We start from the raw sequence: 16947 nt of genomic DNA, 5'->3' as shown, positions 1-16947 counted from the left end.
ACTGAGGAGGTTCTGGATTGCTCTGGTTCGCAGGTTGCCCGGGGTTTCCGGATCGGGGCACGTGTGTGAGGTGACCGACCCGCGATCGGTGCGCACGTCGTCTGCAAGCAGGGGTGATCGTGCCCGGACCACCCCGGTGACAGGGCGGGCCGGGCACCGGAGCTCACCGAGCAGCAAACAGCACTAGGCGGCGCCGCACTCGTGCGGTACCGCCTACATGAACCCTGCATTGAGCTTGTCGGCCCCTGCGACCGAGCCAGGTCGAGGGGCCCTTTGCTATCAAGCATCTTTCATGCCGTGCTGCGGATCTGATCAGCGTTCGTCGCGACGCCGATCCCAGCGCTGCTCCATGCGTTGCATGAAACTGCCCTTGTTGCGGTTGCGCTTCGCGGGGGGACGGACGGTTCCGGCCGCATTGACAACGCCTACTGGCCCTCTGCGCTTACTGGAGACGGCATACGCCGTGCCACCCAGCATGCAGACGAAGCCGAGCACCCCGACCGGGATGTTGTTGTTGGCCACGCCAAAGACGAGCACTACGAGCCCGAGCACGATACCCGTGCCCCCAATAGCAAGCCGCCGGCCGGCCCCTGGCCGTCGGTTGGCGCCACGCATTGCCGAGGCGAACTTCGGATCCTCGGCATAGAGCGCGCGCTCCATCTGCTCAAGCAGACGCTGCTCGTTATCGGAGAGCGGCACTTCGACCTCCTGACGGTCACACCGGTCGTTCCACATGCGTTCCGGCGATGGTCACAGAATAGGTCGCGCACGCCTACCGCGAAAGCCGATCGGCTGTGCCACCCGGATGGTCTCCCCATTCTCGGCCATACGGCTGTGGGGCTTGATACCGGAGGGGGTGACGGCCGTCGCCGGAACGGGGGGCATGGCGCTGCTGGGCAGTGTCTCCTGTCATGGCGGGTTGTGCCACCAGACTGGCGGGCCGGACGGCCCCCGCGCCGAACCGGGCACTGGCCCGGTCGACCGCCCTCTCGGCCTCCCGCCAGCCCACCGGACGCTCGTCGAGGCTGAGCTGGTGATGCCCCTCGGAGGCCTCGGCGAGCCCTTCCAAACGCACTCCGACCAGGCGTAATCGAGCACGGTCAAGACCCAGGCGGGCATAGAGGGCGAGCGCCGTGGAATGGATCACGCGTGCCACGTCGGTGTGCTCGGGCAGCGTGCGGGAGCGGGTGATCGTGGTGAAGTCGGCGAATCTGATCTTGATCACCACGGTGCGGCCGACGGCTCCCGAGGCCCGGGCCCGGGCCGCCACCCGCTCGCTGAGCCTTAGCAGCTCGCGGGATATCACGTCGGGATCGTCGATGTCTGTGCGGAAAGTCTCTTCGTTGCCGATGCTCTTCTCGACCTGCTGAGGCACCACCGGGCGCGGGTCCCGGCCCCAGGACAGGTCGTGCAGCTGCCGGCCGACCGCATCGCCGAGCGCCCGGCGGAGGGTCAGAGCCGGGGTGTGGGCGATGTCGGCGACCGTCACCAGCCCCAGGCGCCTCAGGGCCTCTTCCGTCTTCTCCCCCACGCCCCACAGGGCCCCGGCGGGCAGTCCGTGCAGAAAGGTGACCGTCTCGTCGCGCGGCACCACCAGCACGCCGTCGGGTTTGGCCTGGCCGGAGGCGAGCTTGGCGACGAACTTGGTGGACGCGATCCCGACCGAGCAGGTGATGCGCTGCTCGTCGGCGATCCGGTCGCGGATCAGGGCGGCGATGCGGCTCGGCGAGCCCATGCGCCGGATCGCCCCGGACACGTCGATGAAGGCCTCGTCCAGGCTCAGCGGCTCGACCAGCCGCGTCACCGACCGGAAGACCTCCATCACACCGCGCGAGACGTCGGCGTAGCGGTCGTGGTCGGGTTCGATCACGACCGCCTCGGGGCACACCCGGCGGGCGCGGCTCATCGGCATGGCGGCGTGGACCCCTCTTCTTCTGGCCTCGTAGGTCGCCGAGAGCACCACGGAGCGGCCTCCCCCGCCCACGATCACCGGGAGTCCGCGCAGGTCAGGGCGGTCGATGAGTTCGACGGAGGCGTAGAAGGCGTCCATGTCGGCGTGCAGGACCAGGCAGCCGGTGTCGTTGGCGGACAGTCCGGCCCCGGCCCGCCGGTAGCTGCGGCGGCTCATCGGCCGGAGCTTCCGGGGCTGGAGTGCCAGAGTTTGCGCGGGGGTTCCCGGCGGCGCCGGACCTCGTCCTCTCCGGCCGGATCCTGGGTCCGGGGGCCTCGGGAATCTGGTTGCTGATCTTGCGCCGAGCGGTTCTGCAACCGGCGTTCTTCGTCGCGGCGGCGCCGTTCGTCGCGACGGGCCTCCTGAGCGGCGGCCTGCATGCGGCGGGTCTCGCGGGTGTCGCCGCCCGGGGGTTTGAGGTCGGCGTAGGGCGACTGGCGGAAACCGCTGGGGTGAACGAGTACGCGGCGGGTCGCCGGTGGTTGATCGACGGTGGACGGGGTGGTGGCGGGGCGGGACTGGATCGGGCGGGACTGGTCCGGCCGGGGCTGGTCCGGGAGGGACTGGTTCGGCCAGGACTGATTCGGCCGGGGCTGGTCCGGGCGGGACTGGTCCGGCCGGGACTGATTCGGGCGGGACTGGTCCGGGCGGGACTGATCCGGCCAGGGCTGGTCCGGGAGGGACTGGTTCGGCCGGAGCTGATTCGGGTCGGGTGGACGGGTGGCCGGGATCGGGAGACCGGAACCGTCGTGGTCGCCGGCGGGCAGGCCGGTGGGTGTCTCCCAGTCGGTGGGACCGGCGCCGGGCAGGGCGCCGTCGTCGCGGCTGATGCCGAGGACACGGCCGGGGGTCGCCTCTCCCACGTCGGCCGGGACCAGCCCGGCGTGGAAGGTGGTGGCGGGCAGATCGGCTGTGCGGTTCGTGGACGCGGTGCGACGGGTGGGTGTCGTGCGGTCAGGGCCGGCCGGTTCGTCGTCGTGCAGGATCTCCAGCACTCCCTCCAGGCCGGACTCCACCCAGGCCTCCCAGAGCACCGGGAGTTCCCAGGCGCCGGTGGCGCGCAGCGAGACCCCGCGGTGCCCGGTCTTGCGGAGCACCCCGCGCACCACCAGGAGCCAGGAGTGGAAGACCGTGCTCGCGTACGGGCCCTGGACGTCTTCGAAGAAGGTCGCGTCCACCGGGCCGGTCGAGTCGTCGAGGGTGAGGAAGACGACGCGGCGGCCGGTGCGGATCGGCGGGGTCTGGGTGGCCACCTTCACGCCGGCGACGAGGATCTCCGCGCGGCTGCGCCGGCCCCGGACGTCACGTGCCCGGGTGACCGCGAGCGCCTGCAGCATCGGCTCGTAGAACTCGAGCACGTGACGGCTGGCGTCCAGACCGAGCACCTCGAGCTCGGCGCGGGTGCGCTCGGCGCTGGTCATCTCGGGCAGGCCACTGGGGACGATGCGGTCGGGGGCGTCACCGAGGTCGAGGGCGAGCTGGACGGAGTGGTCTTCCGCCGCGACCACGGGGGCGGCCGACCGGGACTGGAGGCCTGCGGCGCGCCGGACCCCGCTGCTGTCCTTGCCCCCGGACTCGTCGAACCGTTCCGGGGGTGGCGGGTTCCTGTCTTTCTTCCTGCGGGCCCGGCCACTCTCCAGCGAGCGGCTCCAGCGTTCCAGGTCGGCGAGCTGGAGCAGGAGGTCGCGCCGGGTGGTGCTACCTCGGGACGGCACCGGCAGCGCATCGGTGAGGCCGTAGAGGGAGTCGAAAGCACCGGTGATGATGAGTCTTTCGACAATCGGACGGGACACGTGCGCGCGGTGCCAGAAGTCGGCCAGGGACTGGTAGGGACGGTTGGCCACGATCCGTTGCACCTCGGCCTCGCTGATGCCCTTGACCTCGGCGAGGGACAGGCGGATTCCGTAGGGGCTGCCGTCGGGCAGAACCAGGTCGGTCTTGGACGGCGACGGGGCGGGTGGGTGCTCGACCGGTACTGGTTCGGGGGCCGGCGCTTGGGGGGTGGGCGGTTCGGGGGCGGACGGCTCGGGGGCGGGTGTCTTTCGGGGCACCGGCTGGAGGGCAACGGGGATGAGGGACGTCGTGGTCCCGGTGTCGTCGAGCGGTCCGGTCTGCCCGAACGACTCGGGGAACGGAAGGGGAGGTGCCGGCAACATGGCCGGGTTCAGCCGATCGGCGAAGAGGTGGGGCAGGGTGATACGCAGGCTGCCCGGGAAACTGAGCGAACCGGCGGGAGTTCCTCCTTGACGGCCGGGGCGGGCGAGGGATCCCACGGAGCCCGCGACGGCAGCCGGATCGGGGACCGGCATGACGTCCGGACGGTGGCCGAACACGACTCGCGATTCGGTCTCCGTCCCGGCGCGGAGTGCGAGGACCCCGGACGTACCGACCTCGGCAGCGTCTGGCTCGAACACCGGCACGAGATGCGCCGATGCCGCTGTCACCGGTGTCGGCTCCACCGGGCTCGGTGACTGCGCCCGACTCAGACCAGCTTTCGCCGGCACGACCTCTTCGGGCTGTGCACTCGCCCCGGCGACCCACTCGTCCGGTACGGTCCAGCCGCCCGGAACCGTCCATTCCCCTTCCTCTTCGGCACCCTTCGCGGCTCCCGGCCCCGACGACTCTCCCGGCCGCCCTTCGTCCCCGTACCCCTCGTCCTCCTTGCCGCCGCGTTCCTCGTCGCCGTGTCCCTCGTCCTCCTTGCCGCCGCGTTCCTCGTCGCCGTGTCCCTCGTCCTCACGCTCGCCCTGCTCCTCCTCCCCCGTCACCTCGGCCTCGAGGCGTTCCACCCGGTATTTCCCGTCGGAGTGGTTCACGTCGAGCGGGAGAACCGCGATGCCGAAATTGCGTGCGTCGTCGAGGATCAGGCGCTTGGGGTACATGCCCGGGTCGTGAGTGAGCACGCCGGCCAGGAACGCCGCCGGGTGATGCGCCTTCAGCCAGGCCGACTGGTAGGTGGGCAGGGCGAAGGCCGCGGCGTGGGCCTTGCAGAACCCGAACGAGGCGAAAGCCTTGAGCACGGCCCAGATCCGGTTGACGTCGGCGTCGTCGAACACCCGCTCGCCGGCGTCGTTGCGGGGACGCGCGGCGTGACTGCGGAACCAGTTCTCGTTCTTCTCCTGCATCGCGGGGACGCCCATGGCACGCCGGAACTCGTCGGCGTCTTCCAGCGTGCAGCCGGTGACGATGCTGACGATCTTCAGCACCTGCTCGTGGAAGACGACCACACCGCAGGTGTCTTCGAGCACCTCGCGGAGAGCGGCGTGCAGGTACTCGGGCTCGACCCAGTGCTGCCGGGCCCGCAGGAAGGGGGTGACCATGTCGGACTTCACCGGGCCGGGGCGGAACAGGGAGATGTCGATGATCAGGTCGTGGAAGGTCTCGGGAGCGAACTTGCCCACGAGCTCGCGCTGGCCGGGTGACTCGATCTGGAAGCAGCCCAGCGTGCGGGTGCTCTGGATCAGCGAGAACGTGGCCGGGTCGTCGTGGGGTACGGCGTCGAGGTCGATCAGGCCGTGCTGGTCGATGTAGTCGGCGACTTCCTCGTGGTTCCCGGCGGTGACGGCCCCGGGCCCGTCCACCCGGGCGATCTCCTGCACCGCGTACGACATCGCCGACTGCATGCGGATGCCCAGGACGTCGAGCTTGAGCAGGCCGATCACCTCGACGTCCTCCTTGTCGAACTGACTCATCGGGAAGCCCATCCAGCTGGCCTCGACCGGCGTGCGGTCGAGCAGGCCGCTGTCGGAGATGAGCACGCCGCAGGGGTGCAGCGCGATGTGCCGGGGCAACCCGTCGAGCCGCTCGACCAGGTCGAACAGCAGGCCCAGGCGCGGACTCCCGAGGCCGGAGGCCCTCAGCTCGGGCAGTTCGGCGATGGCCGAGCGCACGTCGCGTGCCCGGATGTGCGGGAACGACTTGGCGATCGTGTCCACCTCGCCGGGCGGCAGGCCGAGCGCGGCGCCGACGTCACGGATGGCGTGGCGGGCGCGGTAGGTGTCCATCATCGAGACGCAGCTGACCCGGTCTCCACCGAAGACGTCGAGCAGCTTCTCGTAGACGTCGGTGCGCCGGTCGGACTCGACGTCCAGGTCGACGTCGGGCAGCTGGGCCCGGTGCCGGGTGGCGAACCGTTCCATCAGCAGGTCGTGCCGCAGCGGGTCGACCCCGGAGACGCCGAGCAGGTGGTTGATCAGGCTGCCCGCCCCCGAGCCCCGGGCCGCCACCCGCACCCCCATGTCGCGGATCAGGTCGCAGACCTTGGCGATGGTGAGGAAGTAGGTCGGGATGGTCAGGTGGGTGACGAGTTCCAGCTCTTCCCTGAGCCGCTGGTGGATCCGGGCCAGTTCGCGCCGGCTCGCCCGGGGGTAGACGGTGTGGATCCGGTCGAGGCAGCGCTGCCTCAGCTCGGTGTTCGCGTCTCTTCCGGCCAGGCCCAGCACCTCGTCTTCGGGCAGGTGCGCCTCGCGGAGACCCAGCTCGTCACGCGGGTCTCGCATCAGGCACCGTGACGCCAGCGACGCGGTCAGGCTCAGCATCTGGCCGGCGAGCCCGAGATCTCCTGCGGCCTCGGCGATCTCGTGGGCCCGGCGGGTCATCTCGGCGTCACCGACGAGGTACCCCTCGCTGGTGGTGCGGTCGAGGTGGCGGGAGTCGATGGCCACCAGCCGACGCGCGGCGTCGAGCACGTCGACCGTGATCGCGCCGTCGCGGGTGGCGTGCCGCACGGCGTTGGTGAGCACGGCCGGCACCCCGGCCTGCCGGGCCAGGTTCAGCATCCGGGCGGCGTGCCCGAGACTGGCCGTGACCCCCTGCGGGCCGCGGTGGTGCACGATCTCGACCGCCAGGCAGGCCGGCGGCACGAGAGACCGCCAGTGCTCGAGCACGGCCAGGGCGAGGTCGGCCCGGCCTGCGAGCACGGCCCGCCCGTACTCGGAGTCCGGACCGAGCAGGACCGTGAGCGCGGGCACGCCGTCGATCTGGGCGTGACCGGTGACGAGTTCGGTGGTGCTGATCGGCTGTCCCCGTTCACCTCTCAGGTGGGTGGCCGTGACCAGCCGGCACAGACGACCCCAGCCCTGGCCCTTCCGGAGCCCGGTGCCCGCACCGGAAGCGAGCGCCAGCACGGTGACCCGGGGAAGACGAGGGTCCACGCTGGCGCCGCCCCGCACCGGAACCCGGCGCGCGGATTCCGGCACATCCCGGTGGCCCGGCCCACCTCGGCCGAGCACCTCGGCCCAGGCCGGGGACGTCCCCCCGACGGCCCGGACCGACGACGCCCCTCCGGCGAACCGGGCCGACGACGCCTCACCGGTGAGCCTGGTCGACGACGCCTCACCGGCGAACCGGGCCGACAATCCCTCACCGGCGAACCGGGCCGACAATCCCTCACCGGTGGACCGGGTAGGGGCGGCCGCCCCCACCCGGCGCCGCCGGCCGCCCGGAAAGAGCGGTTCCACGGCCAGATTCACCCCGAGGGCCGGAGTGATCCCGGCTCGCTCACAGGCGTCGATGAACTTGATCGCCCCGTAGAGGCCGTCGCGGTCGGTCAGGGCGAGAGAGGTCAGGCCCTCGCCGACAGCCTGCTCGACCAGCTGGTAGGGGTTCGAGGCGCCGTACCGGAGGGAATACCCGGAGGCGACGCGCAGGTGGGTGAAGGAGGACGGGGTGTGGGATTGCGGCATCTCGTGGTCATTCACAGCTCGGCAGGGTCAGCGGGAGCACCTGCTGGTAGGGCAGGCCGAGCGTGGACTCGACCAGATGGTGGAAGGCCTCGGCGTCGCGAAGCAGATCGTCGGCCTCCCGGGCGCTGACGACACCGGTGCGACCGGCGTCGATCGCGGCCCGGCGAGAGGCGGTGGAGGCGAAGTAGGAGCACCACTCGCCCAGTTCGGGAGCGACCCGGGGCAGGACCTCCCAGACACTGCGCGGCCCACCGCGACGGCCCGGCCGGCTGCGGACGGCGAGCACTGCCGCCGCCGCCCGCAGCGCCGCCAGGTGCGCGGTGACGTACCGCTCGGACGCGGTACGCGAGGCACAGGCCTGCGACAGACCGGAACGGGAACGGTCGAGCAGCATCCGGGCCGCGGTCGAGACGGGCGGCCGGGCCAGAGTGGTCGCCGACATGTCGGGCTCCTCGTGGTCAAGGCGTTCAGGGCGTTCGGACGGACGATCGGGAGCGGCTCCGGGAGATGACGGGCGAAGTCGCGACAGGGAAGCGCGTGGGGAAGGTTCGGGGTCGCCCGCAGCCGGTGCGGCACCGAGGTCGGGGTCGCTGTCCGCGAGCGTGGAATTCTCCGGCTCGGAACCGCTTCCGGAGGTGGTCATGCAGATCGGGCGGGGATCCGCGGGGCGTTCAGTCGGCGACCTGGAGCAGACGCCAGGAATCGCTAGCCGGACCGGAGGAACGGTCGGCGGACGGCGTGCGCGAGAGGTCGTACACCCCGTTGCCGAAGGCCCGGCCGGTGCTGGCCTCCACGCGCCAGACCTCGCACTCCGAGGTTTCGTAGCCCCGTGCCCCGGTTTCCGACCGGGTGACGGCGGGCTCCTGACAGGTGACCGACGCCGACGCGCCGCCCCGCCGCGTCCCCTCGTCTCCGAGACGGTGACGGGACCGCCGGGGCAGCGCCCCCGGCTCGTTTTCCCGCTGCTGTTCCCGCTGTTCGGGGTTCTGCGGGTGTTCCCGATGATCCAGCCGCTCCACGGGCTCCCGGCGTTTGCGGCCGCCCGGGTGCTCACGGGTCTGCCCGGGGACACGGCCGGGCACTCCGCCGGGCAGTTCGCCGGAGGATCCGGTTTCCTGCCCGGACCAGACCGCGAAGGAGGGACCCTCGGGCGCCGGGGGGCGCTCGGACGGCCAGTCCTCACCGTGCAGGGCCCGCGCGGCGGCCGTGGACCACCAGTCGCGCCGCTCGTGCCAGTGCCCGAGAACCTCTCGCACCACGTAGAGACGACCGCGCCAGAGGAAGGCCATCGGCGCGTCTCCCGTTTCCTGGACGACTCGGACATCGACCAATTCGCTCACCCGTCGAGCCATTTCGCTCTGCACCTACGCTTCCCGCTACCGCTGCCGACTGGAATCCGACGTGCCGACTCAAACCTGACGATGATCTGGCGGGCCCCGCGAGAGGATCACGCGGCACGACCAGGCCCGGGGGAAGACGGGCGTTCACCGGCCCGCGGTTTCCCCCTCCACGGGCCGGTGACGTGACACCGGGACGGTCGGCGACGAGACGGGGTCGAGTTCGCCTCGTCACCGACCTACTCACCAGAGGCAGCCGGCGCGCTGTGATCTCTGGGAGCCCGTTCGAACACATGTTCGAACGGTTCGAATGTACACCGGTCTCCCGGGAGTCCGTCAACCGCAGATGCGCCATCAATCCAATGACGCGGCGTAACCTGCACATAAACCCAGCGTGACCAGCACGGACAGCACGAAGCTCCGCGCGCCGGAGTCGGCGAAGGGCGAAAACCTAGGCCTGGAGCCAGCCCTCGGGAGCGGCGGAGGGATCCGGCAGGCCGGCGACCGCTCGTTCCAGACGCGCCTGCCACCAGGCGCGCCGGGCCGGATCGGTCATCTCCAGGGCCGCGAGCGCGGCCTCGTCCGGGGCCGGTGCGGCGTCCGGCACCCGGACCACCCCGCCGACCGGGCGCAGGGACTCCGAGGGGACCACCACGTCCTTCGTGAACAGCGACACCGTGCCCAGACCGCAGGCGAACGGGAGCTCGGGGAGAGCGGCCGCCAGGGCCACCTGGGCGGCCAGCCCGACGCTCGTCTCCAGGGCCGAGGAGACCACGCAGGGCAGTCCGGTGGACTCGGCGACCTCGAGCGCGCGACGTACTCCCCCGAGCGGCGTGCACTTGATCACGGCGACGTCGGCGGCCTCCCCCAGCGGTACCCGGGTGGGATCGGCGGCCTGCCGGATCGACTCGTCGGCGGCGATCCGCACGTCCACCCGCCGGCGCACCCGGGCGAGCTCCTCGACGGTGCGGCAGGGCTGCTCGGCGTACTCCAGCTCCCCCGCCACCCGGATCAGCTCGCGCAGGGCGTGGACGGCCTGGTCGACGTCCCAGCGCATGTTCGCGTCCACCCGGACGGCCCCCTGCGGGCCGAGCGCCGAGCGCACCGCCTCGACGCGGGCCAGATCCTCGGCGAGCGAGTCCGGATGGTCGGCGACCTTGACCTTCGCGGTGGAGCAGCCGGAGGCGACGACCAGTTCGGCGGCCCGCTCGGGGGTGACGGCGGGAACGATGCAGTTCACCGGGACACTCCGGCGCAACGGGCGGGGCCAGCCGGCGGTGCAGGCCTCGACCGCCGTGGCCAGCCAGCGGGAGGCGATCGCGTCGTCGTACTCGGGGAACGGGCAGAACTCGCCCCAGCCGGCCGGGCCGGACAGCAGGACGCCCTCGCGCTCGGTGATCCCGCGGAACCGGTCGGTCATCCTGATCGAGTAGGGCACCACCCGCACGTCCGTCTGAGCGCTCACCTGCGCAGATTACGCCCGTGCCAAGACTGTCGGTGGCCCCGCGTAGGGTTGCGGGACGTTGGTGGAGGGCTCCGGACAGACAGGTGGTGAGACGGTCATGGCCTACGTGGTGCTCACGGTCTGGGGCGTGACGCTCGCCCGTGTCCCGTCCGCACTGCTCCGGATGGGCACCGAGCGGATCCCGTTGCGGTCCGTTCCCGGGCTGCGGTTCGCCAAGCTGCTCGGCACCGGCGACGGGCGCACCTTCACCCTGCGCGACGCCGATCCCCGGCACTGGGGGTTGCTCACGGTCTGGGAAAGCGCCGAGCGGGCCGAGGCGTTCGGCCACAGCGGCACGCACCGGCGCTGGAACGACATCGCCTCCGAACGGCTCGAGATCACGATGAGCCCGCTGTCCAGCCGGGGCCGGTGGGCCCGCACCGAACCTTTCGGCTCACCTTCTCCCCGCAAGATGGCGGACGACGCCCAGGTCGCCTCGATCACGCGGGCACGCCTGCGGCCCAGCCGGGCGATGTCGTTCTGGCGCGCGGTGCCGCCGGTCTCGGCCGAGTTGTCCACGGTCTCCGGGCTGCGCCTGGCGCTCGGCATCGGCGAGGCGCCCATCGGCCTGCAGGGCACGTTCTCGTTGTGGGAGTCGTCGTCCGCGCTGAAGGAATTCGCCTACCGCCGGGCCGGGCACGTCGACGTGGTGCGCCGTACCGAGCCCGAGCGCTGGTACACGGAAGAGCTTTTCGCCCGGTTCGAGGTGCACTCGGTCCGCGGCACCCTGGGCTCCTTCCGGCCGGGTCCGGTGCCGGGCGCACCGGCCCCCTCGGCAGACCCTGATCTGAGATCCAGCGGACGGCAGGAGAAGTGAGCATGCAGCCGACGGCACCGGGCGTTCGTGAGCCGGACCCCACCGCCCTTCCCGACGAACCGGCGGAGCGCGTGCGCCGCGGGCTCGTGGTCGGTCTCATCATCGCCGGCGTGCTCACCCAGATCAGCTATCCGCTGCTGTCCGGCGCTCCCCTGCGGGCGGTCACGGTGATCAGCGTGCTGCTGCTGACCTCGGCCGGGTTGCTGCACGCGGCGCTGCGCTGGAGCGCGGGGCACGCCGCGCTGCTGCTGGCTGTCGCGGGTGGCATCGGGCTGGCCGCCGAGGCGGTCGGCGTGGCCACCGGATACCCCTTCGGCGACTACCTCTACACCGGCAGGCTGGGGCTCCAGGTCGTGAGTGTGCCGGTGCTGGTGCCGATCGCCTGGACGATGATCGCCTACCCGGCCCTGCTGCTCGGGCGCCGCCTCGCGGCCCGGCCCGACGGGAGCACGAGCCGGGCGCGCACCGTCCTGCTCGGCGGTTTCACCCTCGCGGCCTGGGACCTCTACCTCGACCCGCAGATGATCGCGCAGGACGCCTGGCGTTTCGCCGACCCGCACCCGGCCCTGCCCGGGGTGCCGGGCATCCCGCTGACGAACTACGCGGGTTGGCTGCTGGTGGCGCTGGTCATCGTCGCCGCGCTCGATCTCGCCCTGCCCGCCCGGCCGCGGCACCGCCCGGCCTGGGAATGGCCGGCCGCGTCCGTGCTGGCCTGGACCTGGCTGGGCTCGGCGGTGGCCAACCTGTTCTTCTTCGGCCGGCCCTGGGTGGCGCTCTACGGCGGGCTGGTGATGGGCCTGACCGTGCTGCCCTACCTGAGGCGTCTGGTCTCGGAGGCCAGAGCAGAGGCCAGAGCGGTGAGACCGGCCCGGGCGGCGGAAGCCCGAACCGGGGCAGAACACGGCACGACGGCACGGAACGGGGACGAGCAGTGACGGAACAGGGTGCGGCCCGGGGAGTCTGGCGCGGGCTGGTTCGAGCGGGAAGCCTGGCCGCGATCGGCCTGACGGTGCACACGGCGCTGAACCTGAAGGCGCTGCGGCAGCCGCAGAGCGACCCCGCGGAGGTCGGCGAGCGGGTCACCGTGGTGCTGCCGGTGCGCAACGAGGCCTCGCGGGTGGCGCCCTGCCTGGCGTCGCTGCTCGACCAGATCCGGGTGCCGCACCTGGAGGTCCTGGTGGTCGACGACGGCTCCACCGACGGCACGGCCGACGTGGTGCGGGCCACCGCGGCGGGTGATCCCCGGGTGCGGGTGATCACCGCGAGCGAACCGCCCGAGGGCTGGCTGGGCAAGCCGAACGCCTGCCACGCGGGCGCCCGGGTGGCCACGGGTTCGGTGCTGGTCTTCGTCGACGCCGACGTGCGCTTCGCCCCGCACGCCCTGGCCGCCGCCGTGAACCTGCTCAGAACGTCCGGACTGCACCTGGTCTCGCCCTACCCGCGGCAGCTGACCGACACCCCGGCCGAGCGGCTCGTGCAGCCGCTGCTGCAGTGGTCGTGGCTCACCACCCTGCCGCTGGGGCAGGCCGAGCGCTCGCCGCGGGCCAGTCTGTCCGCGGCCAACGGCCAGTTCCTGGTGGTCGATACCGAGACCTACCGCACCAGTGGAGGTCACGCGGCCCCCACGGTGCGCGGGGCCGTGCTCGACGACATCGCCCTGCTGCGCTCGGTGAAGGCGGCCGGAGGCCGGGGCGGAGTCGTCGACGGCACCCACCTCGCGGTCTGCCGGATGTACGGCGACTGGCCGGAACTGCGCGACGGGTACACCAAGTCGCTCTGGTCGGCGTTCGGCAGCCCGGTCGGGGCGGGCGCCGTCGTGACCGGCCTCGGCGTCGTCTACCTGGTGCCGGCCGTCGCGGCGCTGGGTGGTTCCGTGACCGGCCTGTCCGGATACCTGGCCGGTGTGGTCGGCCGCTACCTGGTGGCCGAGCAGACCGACGGGCGCTCGCTGCCCGACGCCTTCGCTCATCCCGCGTCGATCGCGGTGTTCGGCTGGCTGACCGCTCGTTCGGTGAAGGCGAACCTGCGGGGCGAGCTCTCCTGGAAGGGGCGGGCGCTCCCCGCCCGCGGCGCCCTCCCCGCCCGCGGCGCCTTCCCGGCCCCGCCTGACAGCGCCCTCCCGGCCCCGCCCGGCACGGCCTGGGGCGAGCGCCCGGCCTCCCGAGAGGACCGCTGACCGTGGCCCGGGTGGTCGTTGTCGGGGCCGGTCTCGGTGGCCTGTCCACCGCCGCGCGCCTCGGTGCGCTCGGGCACCAGGTCACCGTGCTCGAGCAGGCCGGCCAGATCGGCGGCAAGCTCGGGCTGCTGCGGCGTGACGGTTTCGGTTTCGACACCGGGCCCAGCCTTCTCACGCTGCCGGCGGTCTACCGCGACCTGTTCCTCAAGACCGGCGAACCGCTCGAAGACGTGCTCAGCCTGGAGCCCGTCGATCCGGCCTGCCACTACCGGTTCCCGAGCGGTCTCGAGCTCGACGTGCCCGGCGGGCCGGGCCATGTCAGCCGGGCCTGGGCCGACGCTCTGGGCCCGAAGGCCGGTGACGACTGGACGGCCTTCCACCGGCGGGCGGCCCAGATCTGGGACCTGACCCGCGACCCGTTCCTGGAGTCCCCTCTCGACGGTGCCCGCACGCTGCTGGGGCTGGCCCGCAATCCGGCCGACATCCGCACCGTCGCGCCGTGGCTCAGTCTGCGCGGACTCGGCCGAAAGTACCTGCAGGCCCCCGAGCAGCGGATGTTCCTCGACCGCTACGCCACCTACACCGGCTCCGACCCGCGCCGGGCCCCGGCCGCGCTCGCCACGGTGCCGTTCGTGGAGCATGCCTTCGGTTCGTGGTACATCCCCGGCGGTCTGTGGAAGCTCGGCGCGGCCGTCGCCGACCGGGCGGTGTCGCACGGGGTGAAGATCCGGACGTCGGCGTCCGTCGAGCAGGTGCTGGCCGGCTCGTCCCGGGTCGAGGGTGTGCGTCTGGAGGGTGGCGAGACGGTTCCGGCGGACGTGGTGGTCTCGGGCGTCGAGGCGGCTCACCTCTACCGCGACCTGATGCCCGGTCCGGAGGGCGATGCCGGGCGGCGGGCCCTGCGCCGGGCCACGCCCTCGCTCTCGGGATTCGTGATGCTGCTCGCCCTGCGTGGCCGTACACCCGGTCTACGGCACCACACCGTGCTGTTCCCCGACGACTACGACGCCGAGTTCGACCATGTGTTCGGCACCGGCCGGCAGGCCGGAAAGGCTTCGCCGGTGCCCGATCCCACGATCTACATCAGCGCGCCCGACGACCCGGAGCTGCGTCCCGACGACGACCACGAGGCCTGGTTCGTGCTCGTCAACGCACCCCGTCACGATCCGGGCGCCGGGATGGACTGGGACGCGCCGGGTCTCGCCAGCTCCTACGCGGAGAAGATCCTCGCGGTCATGGCGGCGCGAGGCCTGGACGTACGTGACCGGTTGCTCTGGAACGAGATCCGCACCCCGGCCGACCTGGAACGCGGCACCCGCTCGACCGGCGGCTCGATCTACGGTTCGAGCAGCAACGGCGCGCGCTCGGCGTTCTTGCGCCCGGCCAACCGCGGTCCGGTGCCCGGGCTGTTCCTGGTGGGCGGGTCGTCCCACCCGGGCGGGGGGCTTCCGCTGGTGGGTCTGTCAGCCGCGATCGTGGCCGACCTCGTCGGCCGAGCCTGAGAGCCGCCCGGCGAGCGACGAGCGGCGACCACAGACCAGTGACCGACGACCGACGACCGGCGACCGGCGACCGCAGACCAGTGACCGACGAGAGCAGACCGGCAACAGCAGACCCAAGATCTGCGACCGGCGCGAGCTGATGACACCTCCCGAGGCAAGAGGCCGGTGAGCTCGAGGCAAGAGACCGGTGACTTCAAGGCAGGAGACCGGCGAGGTCGTGCGGGCCGGTATCTCGGGAAAGCAACCACACGCTCGAGGCCCGCGGGCTGGCGACGCCGATGCTTTCCGGCAGACCGCCTCAGCGCCCCAGGAGGCGCATGACGTCGTCCGGCACGGTGGCCGCGTTGATCGCGTCGATCACCACGACCTCGTCGCCCCCGGAACGAGCCAGCTCCCCCGCGAGCTCGGGCAAGCCGGGCTGATCCCCGAAGCGCCCCCGGAGAAGAGCCACCGCGAACCGGGCGAACTCCTCGGCATGCCCCTCGGCATGCCCTTCAGCATGCCCTTCAGCCCGACCTCGACGGCGCCCCCGCTCGAGCAGCTCCCGCCCGAAATCGACCTCGCTGTAGAAATCCGCAACATCGTCAAGCGTCATGTTCCGCTCCTTCCGGATCCGTTCGATCATAGGGCGATCCAGGGTGATGACGGCCAGGGTCAGGGCAGCCTCGGCCAATCGGGCACGCCGTTGCTCGGGTTGCCGGTCGATGAGGTCGAGCGTCGCGACCAGCCGGGCTCCCCGGTCTTCCTGGCTCCCCCTCGTCAGCACCGCCATCGGTGCCAGGTCGGGGCTGGCCAGCAGCACCGCCGGGTCTTCGTCCCGCAGATAGATCGTGCGCAGCCCCTGCCGGAACCCGTTGTGCACGTCATCGGCCGACCGCACCTCCCCCTCACCCAGGACGATCGCCACCTGGGTGAGCCGCGCACCGGGATGCCGGCGCATGATCTGGTAACGGTAACCCAGCATCCGGACCGCCAGATCAGGCGACGGTGAGCGCATGTACTCGACGTGCAGCATGCGTTCCGCGCCGACCCGCACGAGCAGGTCGGCGGTGAGAGTCTCGGCCGGGAACGAGGCCGGAAGCACCTCGGCGCCGTCTTCGACCGGCACCCCGATCCAGTCGCAGAATCCCTTGATCCCCGGCTCGGCCAGCGCGCGCATCACCCGGTCGTAGATCGGCCCCGGACGTCGTGTCATGTGACGACATTGCCCACCGCACACCGTCGCTCACGATCTCCGAGCCACCGTTGTGGACAACGTCCCCGTCGTATCCGCCTGTGGACACCACACTGAGCACACCACGCTGACGAGAGCTACACCGCCGAACGCCTCACGACCACCAACAACTGCACCAGCCCCACGAAACCCGCCACGGTGAGCGCGATCCCACCCGCCGTCGCCCATCCCGATCCGGGATGGACGCCCACCGCCACCAAGAACATCGCCACCACCAGCACCCGCGTCGGCCGCTCGGACACGGTCACCACCCCGATCGCCGTCGTCCCCCGCCGCCGCATCCACGAACGGGCCGACTCGTGCACCAGCGCCAGCGCCACCCCCGCCAGGCACCACACCCAGAACCCGCCGGCCAGCCCCAGGCTGGCACCGAAGGCGATCTCGCTCAGCCGGTCACAGACATGGTCGAGCCGCCCACCCAACCGCGAGACTCGTTGCCCGAGAACGGCAACGGCGCCGTCCAGTCCGTCGAGCAACGCCGACAACCCCACCAGCGCGGCGGCGAGCAACGGCCAGCGCCCACCGGCACCGGCCGGCCACAGCGCCGCGAGCGCGACCACCAGCCCGAGCACCGTGATCGCGTTCGGCGGAACCCGCAGCCGCACCAGGGGTCCGGCCAGCCGGTACACGAAACGCAACCACAGTCCCACGATTCCCGTGGGAGCGGCTTCGCCGTGCAGCGCCGACCAGTCGGCGAACCGGTCAGCCATCACCCCACCCACCAGATCGCCCGGCCCGGAAC

The 16947-nt window shown here is 71.9% G+C and carries 12 protein-coding genes; 4 read left to right on the top strand and 8 right to left on the bottom strand.

Annotated features, from left to right (window positions below; all coding sequences use genetic code 11):
• Nucleotides 1-312: 312 nt before the first annotated feature.
• From J2S57_RS20220 to J2S57_RS20195, 6 genes are all read right to left on the bottom strand, one after another.
• Complete coding sequence (locus tag J2S57_RS20220) at nt 313-699, bottom strand: SCO2097 family morphological protein (protein WP_307245322.1); 387 nt, start codon at nt 697-699, stop codon at nt 313-315.
• Between the two features lie 73 nt (nt 700-772).
• Nucleotides 773-2128, bottom strand: a complete 1356-nt coding sequence (gene dinB, locus J2S57_RS20215) for a DNA polymerase IV (RefSeq protein ID WP_307245320.1) — start codon at nt 2126-2128, stop codon at nt 773-775.
• Complete coding sequence (locus J2S57_RS20210) at nt 2125-7635, bottom strand: PHP domain-containing protein (RefSeq protein WP_307245318.1); 5511 nt, start codon at nt 7633-7635, stop codon at nt 2125-2127. The genes dinB and J2S57_RS20210 overlap by 4 nt, the downstream gene beginning before the upstream one ends.
• A 7-nt stretch (nt 7636-7642) precedes the next feature.
• Nucleotides 7643-8077: an SAV_6107 family HEPN domain-containing protein gene (locus tag J2S57_RS20205; RefSeq protein WP_307245315.1), complete on the bottom strand. Its 435-nt coding sequence runs from the start codon at nt 8075-8077 to the stop codon at nt 7643-7645.
• Nucleotides 8078-8306: 229 nt separating this feature from the next.
• Nucleotides 8307-8987 (bottom strand): DUF6504 family protein, encoded by a 681-nt coding sequence (locus J2S57_RS20200; protein WP_307245313.1) that lies wholly within the window; start codon nt 8985-8987, stop codon nt 8307-8309.
• Between the two features lie 436 nt (nt 8988-9423).
• The gene (locus tag J2S57_RS20195; RefSeq protein WP_307245311.1) at nt 9424-10437 is read right to left on the bottom strand and encodes an o-succinylbenzoate synthase; all 1014 of its coding nucleotides are present in this window, start codon (nt 10435-10437) and stop codon (nt 9424-9426) included.
• Between the two features lie 97 nt (nt 10438-10534).
• Between J2S57_RS20195 and J2S57_RS20190 the strand changes: the two genes are divergently transcribed.
• From J2S57_RS20190 to J2S57_RS20175, 4 genes are read left to right on the top strand one after another with little or no spacing between them, the layout of a single operon-like run.
• The gene (locus J2S57_RS20190) at nt 10535-11293 is read left to right on the top strand and encodes a monooxygenase (protein ID WP_307245309.1); all 759 of its coding nucleotides are present in this window, start codon (nt 10535-10537) and stop codon (nt 11291-11293) included.
• Nucleotides 11294-11295: 2 nt separating this feature from the next.
• Nucleotides 11296-12228: a carotenoid biosynthesis protein gene (locus J2S57_RS20185; RefSeq protein ID WP_307245307.1), complete on the top strand. Its 933-nt coding sequence runs from the start codon at nt 11296-11298 to the stop codon at nt 12226-12228.
• Nucleotides 12225-13469: a glycosyltransferase family 2 protein gene (locus tag J2S57_RS20180; protein ID WP_307245305.1), complete on the top strand. Its 1245-nt coding sequence runs from the start codon at nt 12225-12227 to the stop codon at nt 13467-13469. Before J2S57_RS20185 ends, J2S57_RS20180 begins: the two co-directional genes overlap by 4 nt.
• A gap of 2 nt (nt 13470-13471) precedes the next feature.
• Nucleotides 13472-14971, top strand: coding sequence for a phytoene desaturase family protein (locus tag J2S57_RS20175; protein WP_307245303.1), 1500 nt, complete (start codon nt 13472-13474; stop codon nt 14969-14971).
• A 298-nt stretch (nt 14972-15269) separates the two neighbouring features.
• Here the strand turns inward: J2S57_RS20175 and J2S57_RS20170 are convergent, their stop codons facing one another.
• A complete protein-coding gene (locus J2S57_RS20170) occupies nt 15270-16166 on the bottom strand; it encodes an RpnC/YadD family protein (protein WP_307245301.1) in 897 nt (298 codons plus the stop codon).
• A gap of 116 nt (nt 16167-16282) precedes the next feature.
• Nucleotides 16283-16915 carry a CDP-alcohol phosphatidyltransferase family protein gene (locus tag J2S57_RS20165; RefSeq protein WP_307245299.1) on the bottom strand — a complete coding sequence of 211 codons (633 nt, stop codon included), beginning with the start codon at nt 16913-16915 and terminating at the stop codon, nt 16283-16285.
• Between the last annotated feature and the right edge of the window lie 32 nt (nt 16916-16947).

This window comes from Kineosporia succinea (assembly GCF_030811555.1).
Lineage (GTDB): Bacteria > Actinomycetota > Actinomycetes > Actinomycetales > Kineosporiaceae > Kineosporia > Kineosporia succinea.
Note: the sequence above shows the minus strand (reverse complement) of the source record. Positions and strands in the feature narration are given on the sequence as shown.

Coding starts and splice junctions, on each gene's coding strand:
- J2S57_RS20200 (WP_307245313.1), bottom strand. CDS start 8,987: ATGGCTCGACGGGTGAGCGAATTGGTCGATGTCCGAGTCGTCCAGGAA.
- J2S57_RS20205 (WP_307245315.1), bottom strand. CDS start 8,077: ATGTCGGCGACCACTCTGGCCCGGCCGCCCGTCTCGACCGCGGCCCGG.
- J2S57_RS20210 (WP_307245318.1), bottom strand. CDS start 7,635: ATGCCGCAATCCCACACCCCGTCCTCCTTCACCCACCTGCGCGTCGCC.
- J2S57_RS20190 (WP_307245309.1), top strand. CDS start 10,535: ATGGCCTACGTGGTGCTCACGGTCTGGGGCGTGACGCTCGCCCGTGTC.
- J2S57_RS20170 (WP_307245301.1), bottom strand. CDS start 16,166: ATGACACGACGTCCGGGGCCGATCTACGACCGGGTGATGCGCGCGCTG.
- J2S57_RS20165 (WP_307245299.1), bottom strand. CDS start 16,915: ATGGCTGACCGGTTCGCCGACTGGTCGGCGCTGCACGGCGAAGCCGCT.
- dinB (WP_307245320.1), bottom strand. CDS start 2,128: ATGAGCCGCCGCAGCTACCGGCGGGCCGGGGCCGGACTGTCCGCCAAC.
- J2S57_RS20185 (WP_307245307.1), top strand. CDS start 11,296: ATGCAGCCGACGGCACCGGGCGTTCGTGAGCCGGACCCCACCGCCCTT.